At 65.1% G+C, this 13596-nt stretch carries 14 protein-coding genes; 4 read left to right on the top strand and 10 right to left on the bottom strand.

The genetic code is table 11. The annotated features are described in order from the left end of the window. On the bottom strand, nucleotides 1-898 hold an 898-nt coding region (locus tag A2J02_RS26980; RefSeq protein ID WP_442971512.1), incomplete at its 3' end, for a YihY/virulence factor BrkB family protein. Nucleotides 899-1038: 140 nt separating this feature from the next. Here A2J02_RS26980 and A2J02_RS26975 point away from each other — a divergent pair. Both A2J02_RS26975 and A2J02_RS26970 read left to right on the top strand, forming a co-directional pair. Further along, a complete protein-coding gene (locus A2J02_RS26975; RefSeq protein WP_027495724.1) occupies nucleotides 1039-1209 on the top strand; it encodes a CsbD family protein in 171 nt (56 codons plus the stop codon). 194 nt (nucleotides 1210-1403) lie between these two features. Beyond that, nucleotides 1404-2123, top strand: a complete 720-nt coding sequence (locus A2J02_RS26970; protein WP_068056101.1) for a GAF and ANTAR domain-containing protein — start codon at nucleotides 1404-1406, stop codon at nucleotides 2121-2123. Nucleotides 2124-2240: 117 nt separating this feature from the next. On the opposite strand, the gene A2J02_RS26965 is transcribed toward A2J02_RS26970, so the two are convergent. The 6 genes from A2J02_RS26965 to A2J02_RS26940 form a co-directional block, all read right to left on the bottom strand. Continuing rightward, complete coding sequence (locus tag A2J02_RS26965) at nucleotides 2241-3038, bottom strand: DNA-formamidopyrimidine glycosylase family protein (RefSeq protein ID WP_068056098.1); 798 nt, start codon at nucleotides 3036-3038, stop codon at nucleotides 2241-2243. An 82-nt stretch (nucleotides 3039-3120) separates the two neighbouring features. Beyond that, nucleotides 3121-4203 (bottom strand): zinc-binding dehydrogenase, encoded by a 1083-nt coding sequence (locus tag A2J02_RS26960; protein WP_082898809.1) that lies wholly within the window; start codon nucleotides 4201-4203, stop codon nucleotides 3121-3123. Then, the gene (gene phnE, locus A2J02_RS26955; RefSeq protein WP_068056096.1) at nucleotides 4179-5771 is read right to left on the bottom strand and encodes a phosphonate ABC transporter, permease protein PhnE; all 1593 of its coding nucleotides are present in this window, start codon (nucleotides 5769-5771) and stop codon (nucleotides 4179-4181) included. The genes A2J02_RS26960 and phnE overlap by 25 nt, the downstream gene beginning before the upstream one ends. Further along, nucleotides 5768-6574 (bottom strand): phosphonate ABC transporter ATP-binding protein, encoded by an 807-nt coding sequence (phnC, locus tag A2J02_RS26950; protein WP_197478156.1) that lies wholly within the window; start codon nucleotides 6572-6574, stop codon nucleotides 5768-5770. Before phnC ends, phnE begins: the two co-directional genes overlap by 4 nt. Continuing rightward, entirely contained in the window at nucleotides 6574-7542 is a 969-nt protein-coding gene (locus A2J02_RS26945) for a phosphate/phosphite/phosphonate ABC transporter substrate-binding protein (protein WP_068056111.1), read from the bottom strand. Before A2J02_RS26945 ends, phnC begins: the two co-directional genes overlap by 1 nt. 41 nt (nucleotides 7543-7583) lie before the next feature. Further along, nucleotides 7584-8282: a phosphonatase-like hydrolase gene (locus A2J02_RS26940; RefSeq protein WP_068056093.1), complete on the bottom strand. Its 699-nt coding sequence runs from the start codon at nucleotides 8280-8282 to the stop codon at nucleotides 7584-7586. Between the two features lie 108 nt (nucleotides 8283-8390). Between A2J02_RS26940 and A2J02_RS26935 the strand changes: the two genes are divergently transcribed. Next, on the top strand, nucleotides 8391-9104 hold the full coding sequence (locus A2J02_RS26935) for a GntR family transcriptional regulator (protein WP_068056090.1): 714 nt from the start codon (nucleotides 8391-8393) through the stop codon (nucleotides 9102-9104). A 1-nt stretch (nucleotide 9105) separates the two neighbouring features. Beyond that, nucleotides 9106-10227 (top strand): TIGR03364 family FAD-dependent oxidoreductase, encoded by a 1122-nt coding sequence (locus tag A2J02_RS26930; RefSeq protein WP_068056088.1) that lies wholly within the window; start codon nucleotides 9106-9108, stop codon nucleotides 10225-10227. A gap of 30 nt (nucleotides 10228-10257) precedes the next feature. Here the strand turns inward: A2J02_RS26930 and A2J02_RS26925 are convergent, their stop codons facing one another. The 3 genes from A2J02_RS26925 to A2J02_RS26915 are packed head-to-tail and all read right to left on the bottom strand — an operon-like array spanning nucleotide 10258 to nucleotide 13494. Next, nucleotides 10258-11481: a Dyp-type peroxidase gene (locus A2J02_RS26925; protein WP_068056085.1), complete on the bottom strand. Its 1224-nt coding sequence runs from the start codon at nucleotides 11479-11481 to the stop codon at nucleotides 10258-10260. Beyond that, nucleotides 11474-12022, bottom strand: coding sequence for a copper chaperone PCu(A)C (locus tag A2J02_RS26920; RefSeq protein WP_068056082.1), 549 nt, complete (start codon nucleotides 12020-12022; stop codon nucleotides 11474-11476). Before A2J02_RS26920 ends, A2J02_RS26925 begins: the two co-directional genes overlap by 8 nt. Beyond that, complete coding sequence (locus A2J02_RS26915) at nucleotides 12019-13494, bottom strand: PepSY-associated TM helix domain-containing protein (RefSeq protein ID WP_068056079.1); 1476 nt, start codon at nucleotides 13492-13494, stop codon at nucleotides 12019-12021. Before A2J02_RS26915 ends, A2J02_RS26920 begins: the two co-directional genes overlap by 4 nt. Nucleotides 13495-13596: the final 102 nt, after the last annotated feature.

Here is a 13596-nt window from a genome sequence, read left to right as displayed (position 1 = left end):
CTGCTTGGCCGGTGTAGGAGTTCTTGTCTCCCTCGGTGAGCTCGACGTTGTCGGTGAACGGCGTCAACAACGCTCGGGGATGCAGGTGGTCGACGCGTACGGCGTTGATTTCGATGCACAGCACGATCAGCACCGACGAGACGTAGAGGAAGCCGAGCAGGCCGAGGACGATCGCGAAGATCCCGTTGCTGGCGCTGGCGTTGCCGACGACATAGCGAATGTAGATGCCGCCGAACGATTGCAGTGCCTGCCAGATCACCGCGGCGATCGCGGCGCCGGGCAGAACTTCGCGCACACTCAGGGCGCGGGCGGTCCCGATGCGGAACGCGGCAATGAAGACCACGGCGTTGACCACGACCGCTCCGACGAGTGCCAGTGCGCCGCCGGCGAATCCGAACACGCCCGAGGACGCGACGCCGTTGAGAACGGTCAGGCCGATGATGGCGGTGCCGACGGTACTGAGCAGCACCAGCCCGCGCAGCCGACCCTTGATCGGATCCGGTTGTTCGTTTCGCGGGACCGACCACGCGGTGTTCATCGCGTACTGAGCGGCCAGTGACACTCCCAGTCCGCCGTACAGCGACCCCACCACGCCGATGACGATGGCGGTCGTTCCGCCGCTGAGGCGATCCGGCTGTCCGAGTTGATCACCGATGACCGGGATCTGGCTCATGGCCGAATCGATGATGCGGGTCTGCAGTTCGGGGTCCCCGGCCAGCACGATTCCCAGCACGGTGGTGAAGAGCAGCAGCAACGGGAACAACGACAGGAACGAGTAGTACGCGATGAGGGCCGCGAGGTAGCCGCCACGGTCGTCGAGAAATTTGTACAGCACTGCCAGCGGGAAACCCGCCGACGGATGCCTGCGCTGATAACTGTCCACCTTGGCGACCATCATCGGACGAATGTAACCACCGCAGGCACCACGGAAACGTCGACGGTACGTGTGACCCAGATCTCAACATGCGAACGTGCGCTTTCGTCGACGGGCTCCGACTAAGTCTTCAGTACCAACCCGGCACGAGGAAAGGAACTCACATGAGCTTCATCGACAAGGCCAAGAACGCAGCAGAGGACGCCATCGGCAAGGCGAAGGAAGTTGTCGGCGACGCCACGAACAACAAGGACCTCGAGGCCGAGGGCAAGAAGGATCAGGGTTCGGCAGGCGTGAAGAAGGTCGGCGAGAACATCAAGGACACCTTCAAGTAAGTCGTATCTCTGTGAGGGCCGTCGATCAGGTGATCGGCGGCCCTCGCGCTGTGCGACGTACAACCGTTTCGGCGGAAGCGTATAAAGTGCACAGCGCTGGCTCTCGAGCCGGCACGGGCGTCCAGCAGAAGGCGCAAGATCGTGGATCTCTCCGGCGAAGAGCGGCAGGGGTCCTACGCGAGAGGACCGTGTGAATGTCGCAATCATCGCCCGATGTGCACCTTCCCGGATCGTCCCCTGCATCGTCACTCGCCGAATTCGCGCGGTCGTTGCGTGATACCCGCCGTTCGATGCCCGAGACGATGGCAGAGATCTTGCGCACCTCCATTCGGCTCATACCGGGTGCAACCGTCGGCTGCGTCACCACGGTCAGCAAAGGCGTCCGCACCGTGGTGGCATCCACCGACCCCCTGGCCGAAAAGCTGTGTCGACTGCAGTACGAGCTCGACGAGGGCCCGATTCCCACCGAGGTTCGCCACTTCGATGTCGTCGTCTCGGACGACCTCACGTCCGAGCCACGATGGCCGGAGTTCGCGGTTCTGGCCGTGAACGAGGGATTCAAATCCTTGGCGGCGTTTCAGCTCTACAGCAACGCCGACGACCTCGGTGCCTTGATCTTCTACAGTGACGAGCCGCGTGCCTTCGACGTCGACGCGGTCGAGATCGGGGAAGCCCTCGCAGCGCATGCCGCCATTGCCTTGCTCAGCGCCCGCGACAACGAGCAGTTCCGGACGGGCCTGGCCAGTCGCGACATCATCGGCCAAGCCAAGGGAATGATCATGGAACGCTACGATCTCGACGCGGTGCAGGCGTTCGAGCTGCTGGCGAAGCTGTCACAGCAGCAGAATCAGCCTTTGCACAAGGTGGCTCACGACTTGGTCGATACCGACCACCCGACCAATTCGACCTTCTGACGACCCCCAGGTTTCGATCTTTCGGTCACGAGGAAAGCAGTCGTTGGTATCGGCAGGCAACACGCGATACCCGCGGGCGGTTATGTCGTTGAGCCAACAGCGATCGACCGCTCGTCGCTAGCGCTCCGGTTGGCAGGTCGGACACCACCATGTTCGACGCTTGTCCGGGTCTCCTGGTGTCTCCGCGACCACCCGAATCGACGTTCCACACCGCAGACACGGCTTTGCGGCCCGCCCTGCAACCCAGTGTGATCGGCCCCGGCGAGTGTCCCCGGTGGTCACCTGCATCGCACCCGGAACTGTCGCCGAATGACGCATCGCCCGCTCGAGCAACGCGACCAATCTCTGCGCGTCGACATCACTCGACGGCGTCCACGGCCACAGGCCGCGCAGAAAACACAGCTCGTTGGCCCACAGATTTCCGGGACCGGCGATGACCCGCTGATCCAACAACGTCGCAACGATCGGCCGACTTCCCTGGGCCGCGATGTTGGCAACTCCGCGCTCGGCGTCGAACGTCGGGTGCAGCGGGTCCGGCCCGAGATGCGCGATCAGCGCGTTCATGTCCTTCGTGTATCCGTAGTCGACGACCGGCAGCAGAACTCCGTAGGCGGTCGGCCCGTCGACCACGGCAAGCCGGACGCGCACGTCGGGTCGGATGCGCTGCGGAATCGAACGACCGGCCCGCACCACCGTCCACGAACCGCTCATCCGCAGATGCGTGTGCAGCTTCGGGTCGTTCTCGAAATCGGTCAGCAGATGTTTGCCGTGTGTCCGATGCCCGACGACGGTTCGCCCGGCCAGATTCTCGACTGCGTGCGCCGGCACCTGCAGCCTTCCGGCCCGCAGCGTCGCGCCGTCCAATGCTCGACGCAACCTCGCGGCCAGTGCAAATACGGTGTCGCCTTCGGGCATGCTTCTGGGGTATCCCGCTCGGCACAACCGTAATCGCACGCTCGGCCCGCTCGTACGATGAGCGCCTCCGCCGACGCCGACATCACCGTGAAGCGACACCGGCCGGACGCGCCGGACAGTCGTTGGACCTCGTCGACAGACCGTGAGCCCAGGGCGCGACCGACGACCGGAGAATTCCCGACGGCGTCGGCCGCAATACGGATTCGAGTTCGGCCAATGGAACCGGTGCCTCGACGAGGGATTCCCACGGATACTTCTCGCCGGTATCACGGAGGAAGGCAACGGCCTGGTGGAGGTGCCGCGGCTCGTAGTTGTGGATTCCTGTGATGGTCAGCCAGTTTCGGACCACCGCTTCGGGGTCGACGGTGATCGGGGCACCGGGCGCGACGGAGCCGGCGAGGACGAGCCGCCCACCGACGTCGAGTCGCCCCGAGGCCGCCTGCACAGCCGAGGACGATCCGGAGAAGTCGATGGCCACATCGGTGTGTGCACCGTCGTCCTCCACGGCCCCGAATGCACGGGATTGTCTCTGCCGCTGCAGGTCTCGGTCGAGAACCGACACCGCTGCACCTCGCTCCCTGGCCGCCGCAGCGGCGGTCACCCCCAGCATCCCTGCCCCGACGATCAGCACTCGTCGACCGTCGAGCGCACCGGCGGCGTCGAGGGCGGCCATCACCGTCGCTGTCGCACACGCTGCGGGCGCGGCGACGGCGTCGGGCATGGTGTCGGGAATTCGGACCACTGCGGTTCCGCGTGGGAGCACGATGTGTCGAGCATAGGAGCCGCTGAGAGCCCATGCGCTCTCGGCAGACTCGTGACCCACCTTGCGCACGGCCGAACATTTGGCCGTGAACCCGCGGACACATCGGGCGCACCGACCACAGCACACCGTGACCGACCAGACGATCCGATCTCCCACCTCGACAGCCGATACCGCATCGCCGACGGCAATCACGTGACCGACGGCCTCGTGCCCGAGCACCGACGGGCACGCACCGTGCCGTCGACCGGACACGGTGTGCAGGTCGCTTCCGCACACCGTGGCGAGATCGACGCGCACCAACACCTCACCCGATTCGAGAGTGGGAATCTCCATGTCCCGCAGTTCGATTCCACTCCCCGTCCAGACGGCGGCCTGTGTCAGACCAACAATGATCTGATCCATCCGGAGATCCTTTCCACGATGTACACGACGACGAAGATGACGAGAACGATCGCACCGGCGACGTCGAAGTTCAGAGTACGAATCGACTCGAAGAGCAGGAAGCCGATACCGCCTGCACCGACGATCCCCAGGATGGTCGAGGTGCGGATGTTCACGTCGAGCAGATACAGGCTCGAACCGACCATCGACGGAATGGCCTGAGGAACAACGGCACTCAGTGTCCGATTCCACCAACCGCCACCGACCGACGCCACCGCTTCGAGGGGACCGGGATCGATCTCCTCGATCGCGTCGGCGACGAGTTTGCCGAGAAATCCTACGGACCCGATGGCCAGTGCACAGGTTCCCGCCACCGGGCCAAGTCCGAGCGCCGCGACGAATACGACAGCGAGGATGAGTTCGGGGACCGCGCGGACCAACAGGATCCAGGATCTCGCGACCCAGTACACCGCGGGATGCGGAGTTGCGTTGCGTGCGGCCAGAACTCCGACGGGTATCGACAGAACGATACCGATGGCGGTGGCCACGACTCCGATGGCAACGGTCTGTACGGCGGCGTCGAACAGGTCCGCTCCCAGCGCGGAGAAGTCCGGTGGGACCATACGCCCGAACACCTCGATCGACGGCCCGATCCACGTCAGAAGCGAGCGCGGATCCAATTCGAGCACCACGAACGACGCCACGACCGCGACGACGAGCACGGCCGACGCTCCGATGCGCATCAGTCGATCGCGCTGCGGGCCGGCCGCGGACGGCACCAGCAACATGCGGCGAAGAGCCATCGCCGCCAATTCCATCGCGGCGATGATCACCAGGATCACCAGTACGATGCCGAGAGCACGCGGGTAGATCAGGCCCCGCAGAGCGTCCTGCAGGGCGAACCCGATACCGCCTGCCCCGACGAAGCCGAGGACCACCGACATGCGCAGATTGATGTCGATTCGATAGACGAAGGCTCCGATCCACGCCGGAACGACCTGCGGAACAACGGCGTTGATCATCTCCCGGTAGTAGCCGGCTCCGGCGGCACGGATCGCCTCTCGCGGTCCCACATCGGTCTCTTCGATGGCATCGGCGAACAGCTTGCCGAGCATGCCGATGGAATGCAGTGCAAGGGCGAGGATGCCGGGCAACACTCCGATCCCCAGCGCCCTGACGAACAGCACCGCGAACAGCAGATCCGGCATCGCCCGGCAGAACGTGATGACACCGCGAGCAACGCTGTAGAGGACCGGATGCGGCGAGGTGTTGCGCGCCGCGAGAAACGCCAACGGCACCGAGACGATCGCTGCGAGCACGGTGCCCAGTACTGCCATGAGCAATGTGTCGAGTGCGAGGGAGACGATCCTGCCTGTATCGTCCACGCGGGGCGGCAGCATCCGCTCGAGCAGGTTGCCGACGTCTTCGAGACCGTCGATCAGGGTCGTCGGCGCGAAGTCGATGTACCCCGCCGAGAGCACGGTCAGGACGAGCGCGGCGACGCCCAGCGCCGGGAACAGCCATCGACGTCGCCGCGGATCGTTATGTGCAGCAGTGTTCGTGGGCTTCGGTTCGACCGTGACGGTCATATCGGTGCCACCGTGGTCATGTTTCCGGGGTCGGGCGCGATCCGCTGATAGATCGGCATGATGTCCTCGCGTCGGAGACCGGCGGCCGGGCGATCGAGCACCACCCGACCGTCCCGCAGACCCACGAGCCGATGCGCCCAGCCGAGCGCGAGATCGACCTGATGCAGGGTGCACACCACGGTCAGCTTCTCCTCGCTGCACACCCGCTGCAGCAGATCCATCACCACGCCCGCGTTCTCGGGGTCGAGCGAGGCGACGGGCTCGTCCGCGAGCACGATCCGCGGACGCTGCATCAGGGTGCGTGCGATCGCCACCCGTTGCTGTTGCCCGCCCGACAGCGTGTCGGCCCGCCGCTGCGCGAAGTCCGCCAACCCGACTCGGTCGAGACAAGCCCGGGCTTCCTCCCGCATCGCTTTCGGATAGGTGAAGGCTCCGTAGCGCGGGAAGGACAGGCGACCGATGCCGCCCACGAGTACGTTCTCGAGACAGCTCAACCGACCGACGAGATTGAAGTGCTGGAAGATGAAACCGACATCGCGGCGCAGTTCGCGCACTCGGCGACGGTTCGCCAGATCGACGCGAGTGTCGAGGGCGGTGACGCTACCGGAGGTGACGGGCTGCAACCCGTTGATGCACCGCAGCAGCGTGGACTTCCCGGAGCCGGAAAGCCCGAGCAGTACCAACATCTCACTGTTGTGCACGTCGAGATTCACGTCCCTGAGCGCGGTGGTGGATCCGAATGTCTTGGTGACATTGCGAACGCTGACCACGACATCGCCTCGGTCCATCGGTGCGGACATCATCAGCCCTGGCACTTCTCGGAGCCGGTGACCTCGCATACGTGGCGGACGCCGTCGTAATCGCTGTCCTGCGCCGGCACGACGCCCCAGGCGTCCTCGTCGGTGATGCGGCATTCCTCGGCGCAGATGCCGTCCGCGACGAAGGCATCGGAGTTCATGCCCTCGCTGAAGACGTCCTCGAGCTTCGCGATGGCGTCGGCACCGAGGTCGTGGTTGGCAGCGAAGAGCGAACCGGCGATCATCTCGGACTTCCACACTGTCTTCAGCTCGCCGGGTGCCAGCTCGCCGTTGTCGATCATCGTTCGGTCGACCATGGTGTCGAACGCGAAACCGGCATCGCAATCACCGGCTTTGACGGCCAATGCCGAGGCGTCGTGTCCACCCGCGTAGATCGGGGTCATTGCACTCGAGATGTCGGCCTCCGCACCGGAAGCGATGACATCGTCCTCGATGAGTCCCGCGGTCGGATAGAGGAATCCGGAGGTCGAGCTGGGGTCGACGAAACAGACCTTCTTGCCGGCGTAATCGGCGAGCCCGTCGACCGAGGCATTGTCCGAACGGGCGATTCCGTAGGACTGGTAGCCGGGCGGAGTTCCCTCGTCCTGAACGACGGCACCCAGCGGCGTCATGTCGGCCCCGTTGATTCCAGCGACCACGTAGGCGAACGGGCCGAAGAAGGCGAGGTCGACATTGCCCGCAATCAGGCCCTCGACCACACCCGCGTAGTCCGAGGCCTGGATGAACTCGACGGTTGCTCCGGTCTCGTTCTCGAGGCGCTCGATGACCGGGTCGTAGCTGGCCTTCAGGTCGGTCGAGTTCTCGGCGGGAATGGCAGCGAGCGTGATGGTTTCGGGGAATCCTTGCTCGGTGGTGGCTCCATCGGAAGAACTGGAGCAACCGGCTGCAACGAGTGCGGCAGCCGAGAGCACGGCCGCGGCGGTCACAGCGCGACGGTGAGAGGTGGCGATCATGGCGGGGTGTCCGTTCGGTGAGGTTCGGGCGAGGATGGTATTCACGGCAGAACGATGGGGGGAAGGTCGGCGACGCTGTCGAGTACGTGCGTGGCACCGGCCTCGCGTAGTCGGTCGACGGAGTGAGCTCCGGTGAGCACCCCGACCAGCAGAGAGGCGCCGGCCCGGCGACCGGACAGGATGTCGCTCGAAGTGTCGCCGACGACGGCGACCGCAGCGATGTCACTGACCTCGGCGAACAGCGCAGCGGACAGGACGAGATCCGGATGCGGTCGGCCACGACCGGCCTCACCGGGTGCGAGGAACGCGTCGGGCAGATCCTGCCAGCCGAGCGTGTCGATGATGCGCTTCTGTGTCGGTGCCGAGAAGCCCGTGGTCAGCACGACGCTGATCCCGGACTCGCGGAGCTTCGTGATGGCCTGCGCCGCACCGGGAACGGGCGCGATACCGTCGTCGATGCGGGCGTCGTAGGCCGACTCGAAGGCGCGGTTGGCGGCCTGGGCACGGTCCTCGGTTCCGAACAGTGCACGGAACACCTCGATCTTGGACTGACCCATCGTGTCCAGGACGTAGCGCCGGGCGTCGTCGCGTTCGGGTCCCTCGGATGCGAGTCCGACGGCGGTGGCCGCGACGTCGAACGCGTCCAACACGAGTCCGTCGTCGGTGACGGTGGTTCCTGCCATGTCGAGGACGACGAGTTCGATGTCGGTACTGGTGTTCGGGGTAGTGGAGTTCGGCATGGGAGAGAGACTGCCGTTTGGTATAGACCATCGAGTGGAACTCGAGTGAACGACTCGTGAACGTCACGCAACAGTTAGGTCTAGACCAATTGGTGCTATGGTCGGCTCATGGTTGTGGACAGCGAACCCCGCGTGCTCAAGCACCAGATCGTGCGTAGAAGTCTCGACGACATGCTCGACGGCATGACGGCAGGCGACGCATTTCCGTCCGAGCGCGATCTCGCCGATCGATACGACGTCTCACGCGAGACCTTGCGTCAAGCCATTCGAGAACTGTTGGTGGCCGGTCGAATCGAACGCCGCGGACGAGCGACCGTCGTTGCCGAACCCAAGGTGGTATTGCCGTTGGCCATCGGGTCCTACACCGAGGCAGCGCGCGAGAAGGGCATGAGTGCCACCCGAATTCTGGTCGGCTGGGATACGTTCCGAGCTGACGACGCCCTCGCGGATCTACTCGGAATCGAGACCGGTTCGGAGGTGGTCCAACTCGAGCGCGTCTTCACCACCGGGGACGTCCGAGTGGGTCTCGAGACGACTCGCATCCCCGCACACCGTATTCCGGGGCTGCAGGACAGTTTCGATCACCGAACGTCGTTGTATGCCGAATTGCGAACGCGCGGAGTCGTCTTCGGACGAGTGGTCGACACCATCGAAACCGTCCTTCCCGACGCCCGAGAAGCGGCGCTCCTCACCGTCGACACCCGCACACCGATGTTTCTGCTCGGCCGCGTCTCCTACGACACGGACGGGGTTCCCATCGAACACCGACGGTCGCTCTACCGCGGAGACCGGATGACCTTCACCGCCGTCATGGATGCCTGATATGACCAAAAAATACGACGTCGTTGTCGTCGGTGCCGGGATCGTCGGTCTCGCTCACGCCTATCACGCTCACCGACGCGGCCTGACGGTAGCGGTGGTCGATCATGCCGATCGGGTGGCAGGTGCATCGGTGCAGAACTTCGGACACGCCTGCATCACAGCGCAATCCGGTACTGCACTCGACTACGCTCGGGCCGGCCGCAGCCACTGGCTCGACCTCGCCCGTACGGCAGGTTTCTGGGCTGTCGAGTCCGGTACGCACTGCGTTGCCCGGCACGAGGACGAGTACGCAGTGCTCGAGCAGTTCGCCGAACTGCGGGGCAAGGAGCAGGTACGACTACTGGGCCGCACCGAGGTACTGGACCGACTCCCCATTGCCGACACCGACGTGGTGGGCGGCATGTATCTGCCGCTGGACGTCCAAGTGGACCCACGCGCCGCCGCCCCGGCCATCGCACGTTGGCTCGACAGCTCCGGGGTCGACTTCTTCTGGCGCACCGCCGCAACGTCGTTCGCCCCCGGCGTAGTCCACACCTCGCGCGGGGAACTGCGGGCCGGCACCACCTTCGTCACCGTCAACCACGACATCGATCGACTGTTTCCCGAGTACGCCGAACGCGACGCACTGGTGCGATGTCGGCTGCACATGCTGCGCGCCACGCTCCCCCTCGACTCACCGCTACCCACACCGCTGTTCACCGGTTGGTCGCTCCTCAGGTACTCGGGTTTCGAGAACCTGCCCGCCGTTGCCGACGTCGCTGCCCGCCTGCTGGCCGAGTATCCCGGCTACGTCGGGCTCGATCTGCACCAGATGTACACCCCACAACCGGACGGATCGATCCTGCTCGGCGACACTCACGTTCGTGAGATCACCGCGTCGCCGTTCCAGAGCGAGGAAGGATTCCAGGTGCTGCTCACCGAGGCCCGGTCGCTCTTCGGAGTAGACCGCATCGACGTCACCGAGCGATGGCAGGGAATCTACTGTTCGGCACCGGGTTCGGAGTTCCTGCTGGAGGAACCGGTGGACCGCGTGCACATCGCCACCGTTACCACCGGGATAGGCATGACGACCAGCATGGGCCTGGCGCTGGCCAACGTGGACAGAGCTCTGGCACCGGCCTGAGTGCACCTCGTGAAAACCCAGGTGTCACGGTTACCCGAACAGACTCTGCCCCAGGTAGCCGTCGTCGACCACTCCCGGAAGTATCGCGAACACCGCAGAACCGATCGGGGTGGTCCATTCGTTCAACGCATCGAATTCGTCGAGTCGTTGCTGAATCGGCAGGAACTGGGTGAGCACATCGCGCTGATAGCTCGCGAACAGTAAGCCGGTGTTCGACAGCGATCCGGCAGCCGGTGGGTCGTCGTAGTTGTAGGCCCGCCGGAAGATTCGCTCGCCGTCGTGAACATGCCGTGCCCTCGCGATGTGCGAGGACGGTGGGATGACCGGAATTCCGAATCGATCGGTTGCGTCGAAATCGGCCTCGTCGAACTCGGCGGTTCCGGTCAACGGGGCACCGGTGTCGAGGGTTCGCCCCACCGACAGTTCCCGGCCGGGTCGATCCAACTCGTCCCAGGTGTCCATCTCGATCCGGATGCGCCGCAACACCATCGACGTTCCGTGTTTCATCCAGGGCTGATCGCTCCCGTCGTCCCAGACCAGACCGTCGAAGTCGGTACTTCCGGCCTCCGGATTGACGGTGCCGTCGACCTGTCCCATCAGATTTCGCATCGTGGTGCCCGATTCCTCGGTACCACGCGAACGCCGGAATCCGCGCTGTGTCCAGGCGATCGTCACCAACGAGCGCACGTTCTTGGTCAGTACCCGCACAGCGTGCGCAACGGTGACGGGATCGTCCGAGCACACCTGCAGCAACAGATCACCGCCGGTGAATCCCGGTTCCAGGCGGTCGATTCCGAACGCAGGAAGCCGTGCCAGCCACGACGGCCGCCGATCCGGCAGACCGATCGCATCGAACACACCCGGACCGAGCCCGACGGTCACCGTCAGGCGGGCGGGCTCGAGCGCCAGTTCGGCTTCGGTATCGGCCAGTGCGGGTGCACCGGACGTCAACCGTCCGATGTCCTCCGTCCAGACCTTCAGGATCCCGATCAGCTCGTCACGTCCGACGCGTTCCTGCATGTTCAACCCGACGAACATCGAGTGTGCCTGCGGCGGAACAGTATCGACACCGGCTTGATGGACGCCGCGCCACGGCACGGTCTCACTGCCGGTGGCCGTCTGCTCGGCTCGATTGCCGACGATCCCGTAACCGGTCGCGGCTCCCACGCCCGCGACGCCGAGCGCGGCGACGCCTCCACCGAGGAGACGCCGCCGGCTCAGCGAGCGTGGTGACCGGTTCCCGTTGTCAGCCACCGTGTGCCGGCGCGGGGGTCGCCGACCCGTCCATGTCCATGGTGCCGGGCTCGTAATTCTCCTGGGCCCCGGAGAAGTCACGGACCTGCGCGGTGAACGTCGTGCTCGACGCGTCCTCGAACTCGAGGGTGAATTCCGCGTCGGCTCCGGGGGTCAGCGGCGACGTGACGTCCATCAGCATCAGGTGATCGCCGCCCGCGGCGAGCACGTGCGTACCGCCCGCCGGGATGACGAAGCCTCCCTCCTTCGGCCGCATCACCATCGCCCCGTCCGCCCCGGTTGCCATCTCGTGCAATTCGATTCGGCTCGACGCCGGAGACGATGCACCGACTACGTGCACATCGGAGTCGCCGGTGTTCTGCAGTTCGGCGAATGCCGCCGTCATACCGGAGTCGGCGGCTTTGACCCATTGCTCGCGTACGACGACGGAATCGGACTCCTTCGCCGCGGCGGCGGGCTCGTTGCTGGAGCATCCGGTGAGTACGAGTCCGGTGACCGACAGTGCGGCCAACAGTGTGGAGGTGCGACGGGTGAGATTCATGCCAGTTCGCTTTCGTGTCGAGAAGCAGAGGAATTGGTGGTTCTGGTCCGTGCTCTACGAATCGAGCCGAGCACGACGTCGACGGCGAGGAAGGCCACCAGGCTCAGCCCGAGGAGTGGGACGAACCAGCCGACAGCGACAGCGACGACCACCAACGCGGCGACGGACATCGGTGAGATGCGGCGAAAGCCGCCGCGCAGAGGCGGCCGCCCTGCTGTGAGGCCGCTTGCCTTGGTGGGGCGGCGTTTCCACCACATCATGTAGCCCCTGACGATGACCGATGCCAGCGCGACGGCGAGCGCAAGCAGCGCAAGCTGATTGGCGACCCCGAACAACGTGCCCATGTGCAGCTGAATACCCCAGGCCGACAGCTTGGCCGCGAGGGGCCAATCGGAGAAGAACACGGTGTCGATCACTGTGCCGGCGGCACCGTCGATCGAGATGGAGTCGTTCGACATCACCCAGGGCTGACGGGTTTCGGCGACGACGAACGCCGTGTCGGCCGATTGTGGAATGGACGCTTCCACGGCACCGTCTATTCCGTTGGCTCGGGCGATCCCCAGCACCGAGTCGATGCGTCCGACGTTGTCCTCCGTCGTCGATGCGTCGGCCGGCATCTCCATCGGATGCCCGCCGTGACCGGAGTGGTCACCCGCCGCGGCCGCGTCGGAGGAGCCGATCGTCTTGGTGACGGCGGGGGTGGTCCAGCTCAGTGCCGACCGCAGCTCGGTGACGTTCTCCCCAGCGTAGGTGGACCATGTCAATCCGGTGGCGGACAGGAAGATCAGACCGACGGCGATCCAGATACCAGCCACGCCATGCCAGTTCAAGGACCTGTTGCGGCCCTTCGACTTTCGATCGAAGGTCAACAGCCTGGCCTTGTCGCGATTGCGTCGATACCGCTCGATCCACAGGTACAGGCCGCCGAGCGCGATCACCCACAACCACGAGGCGGCGAGTTCGCTGTAGAGGCGACCTGGCTCCCCCAGGTGCAGATGGCGATGGAGTTCGGAGATCCAGGTGCGCAACGGAAGGGCGCTGGAGGAGCCGTACACCGCCAGCTCACCCACGGACGTCGCGGTGGCGGGGTCGACGAAAACAGCCAGCCGCTGCGATTCACCCAAGCTCGGGTCGGTGAACATGACCCGAGTGGTGTCGCCGGCCTCGGCTGCAGGTCGGACGGCGGCGACGGTGAGGTCGGGTCGTTCGGCCTGCGCTGCCCGAATCTGCTGGGCGACGGGGACGGCCGGACCGGTCGTGTCCACGTGGACGTAGTCGCGATACACGAGTTGTTCGATGGTGGGAGCCACGGCGTAGAGGCCGCCGCTGATGGTGGCGATCAGGATGAACGGTGCCACCAGGATGCCTGCGTAGAAGTGCAGACGCATGATCAGCGGCCGCCAGCTTCGGGGGCGATCGGGAGGGGTGGGCGGCGATGGATCGGCGAGGCGTTCCAATTCAGGTGTGGACATGAGGACTCGTTTCGTCAAGGCATGTGTGGGCGCGCGCAGTGGTGCGCGAGAAGGCATCGCACAGACGATCGGGCGTGCTCGAGGCAGCGCGGATCGCGCGAT

The sequence above is a fragment of the Rhodococcus sp. EPR-147 genome, from assembly GCF_001647185.1.
Classification (GTDB): domain Bacteria; phylum Actinomycetota; class Actinomycetes; order Mycobacteriales; family Mycobacteriaceae; genus Rhodococcoides.
This window is presented reverse-complemented; position numbering and strand designations above follow the sequence as displayed.

What these genes read in the sequence shown, in the direction of transcription:
- A2J02_RS26975 (WP_027495724.1), top strand. Translation starts at nt 1,039, where the DNA reads ATGAGCTTCATCGACAAGGCCAAGAACGCAGCAGAGGACGCCATCGGC.
- A2J02_RS26970 (WP_068056101.1), top strand. Translation starts at nt 1,404, where the DNA reads ATGTCGCAATCATCGCCCGATGTGCACCTTCCCGGATCGTCCCCTGCA.
- A2J02_RS26965 (WP_068056098.1), bottom strand. Translation starts at nt 3,038, where the DNA reads ATGCCCGAAGGCGACACCGTATTTGCACTGGCCGCGAGGTTGCGTCGA.
- A2J02_RS26960 (WP_082898809.1), bottom strand. Translation starts at nt 4,203, where the DNA reads ATGGATCAGATCATTGTTGGTCTGACACAGGCCGCCGTCTGGACGGGG.
- phnE (WP_068056096.1), bottom strand. Translation starts at nt 5,771, where the DNA reads ATGACCGTCACGGTCGAACCGAAGCCCACGAACACTGCTGCACATAAC.
- phnC (WP_197478156.1), bottom strand. Translation starts at nt 6,574, where the DNA reads ATGATGTCCGCACCGATGGACCGAGGCGATGTCGTGGTCAGCGTTCGC.
- A2J02_RS26945 (WP_068056111.1), bottom strand. Translation starts at nt 7,542, where the DNA reads ATGATCGCCACCTCTCACCGTCGCGCTGTGACCGCCGCGGCCGTGCTC.
- A2J02_RS26940 (WP_068056093.1), bottom strand. Translation starts at nt 8,282, where the DNA reads ATGCCGAACTCCACTACCCCGAACACCAGTACCGACATCGAACTCGTC.
- A2J02_RS26935 (WP_068056090.1), top strand. Translation starts at nt 8,391, where the DNA reads ATGGTTGTGGACAGCGAACCCCGCGTGCTCAAGCACCAGATCGTGCGT.
- A2J02_RS26930 (WP_068056088.1), top strand. Translation starts at nt 9,106, where the DNA reads ATGACCAAAAAATACGACGTCGTTGTCGTCGGTGCCGGGATCGTCGGT.
- A2J02_RS26920 (WP_068056082.1), bottom strand. Translation starts at nt 12,022, where the DNA reads ATGAATCTCACCCGTCGCACCTCCACACTGTTGGCCGCACTGTCGGTC.
- A2J02_RS26915 (WP_068056079.1), bottom strand. Translation starts at nt 13,494, where the DNA reads ATGTCCACACCTGAATTGGAACGCCTCGCCGATCCATCGCCGCCCACC.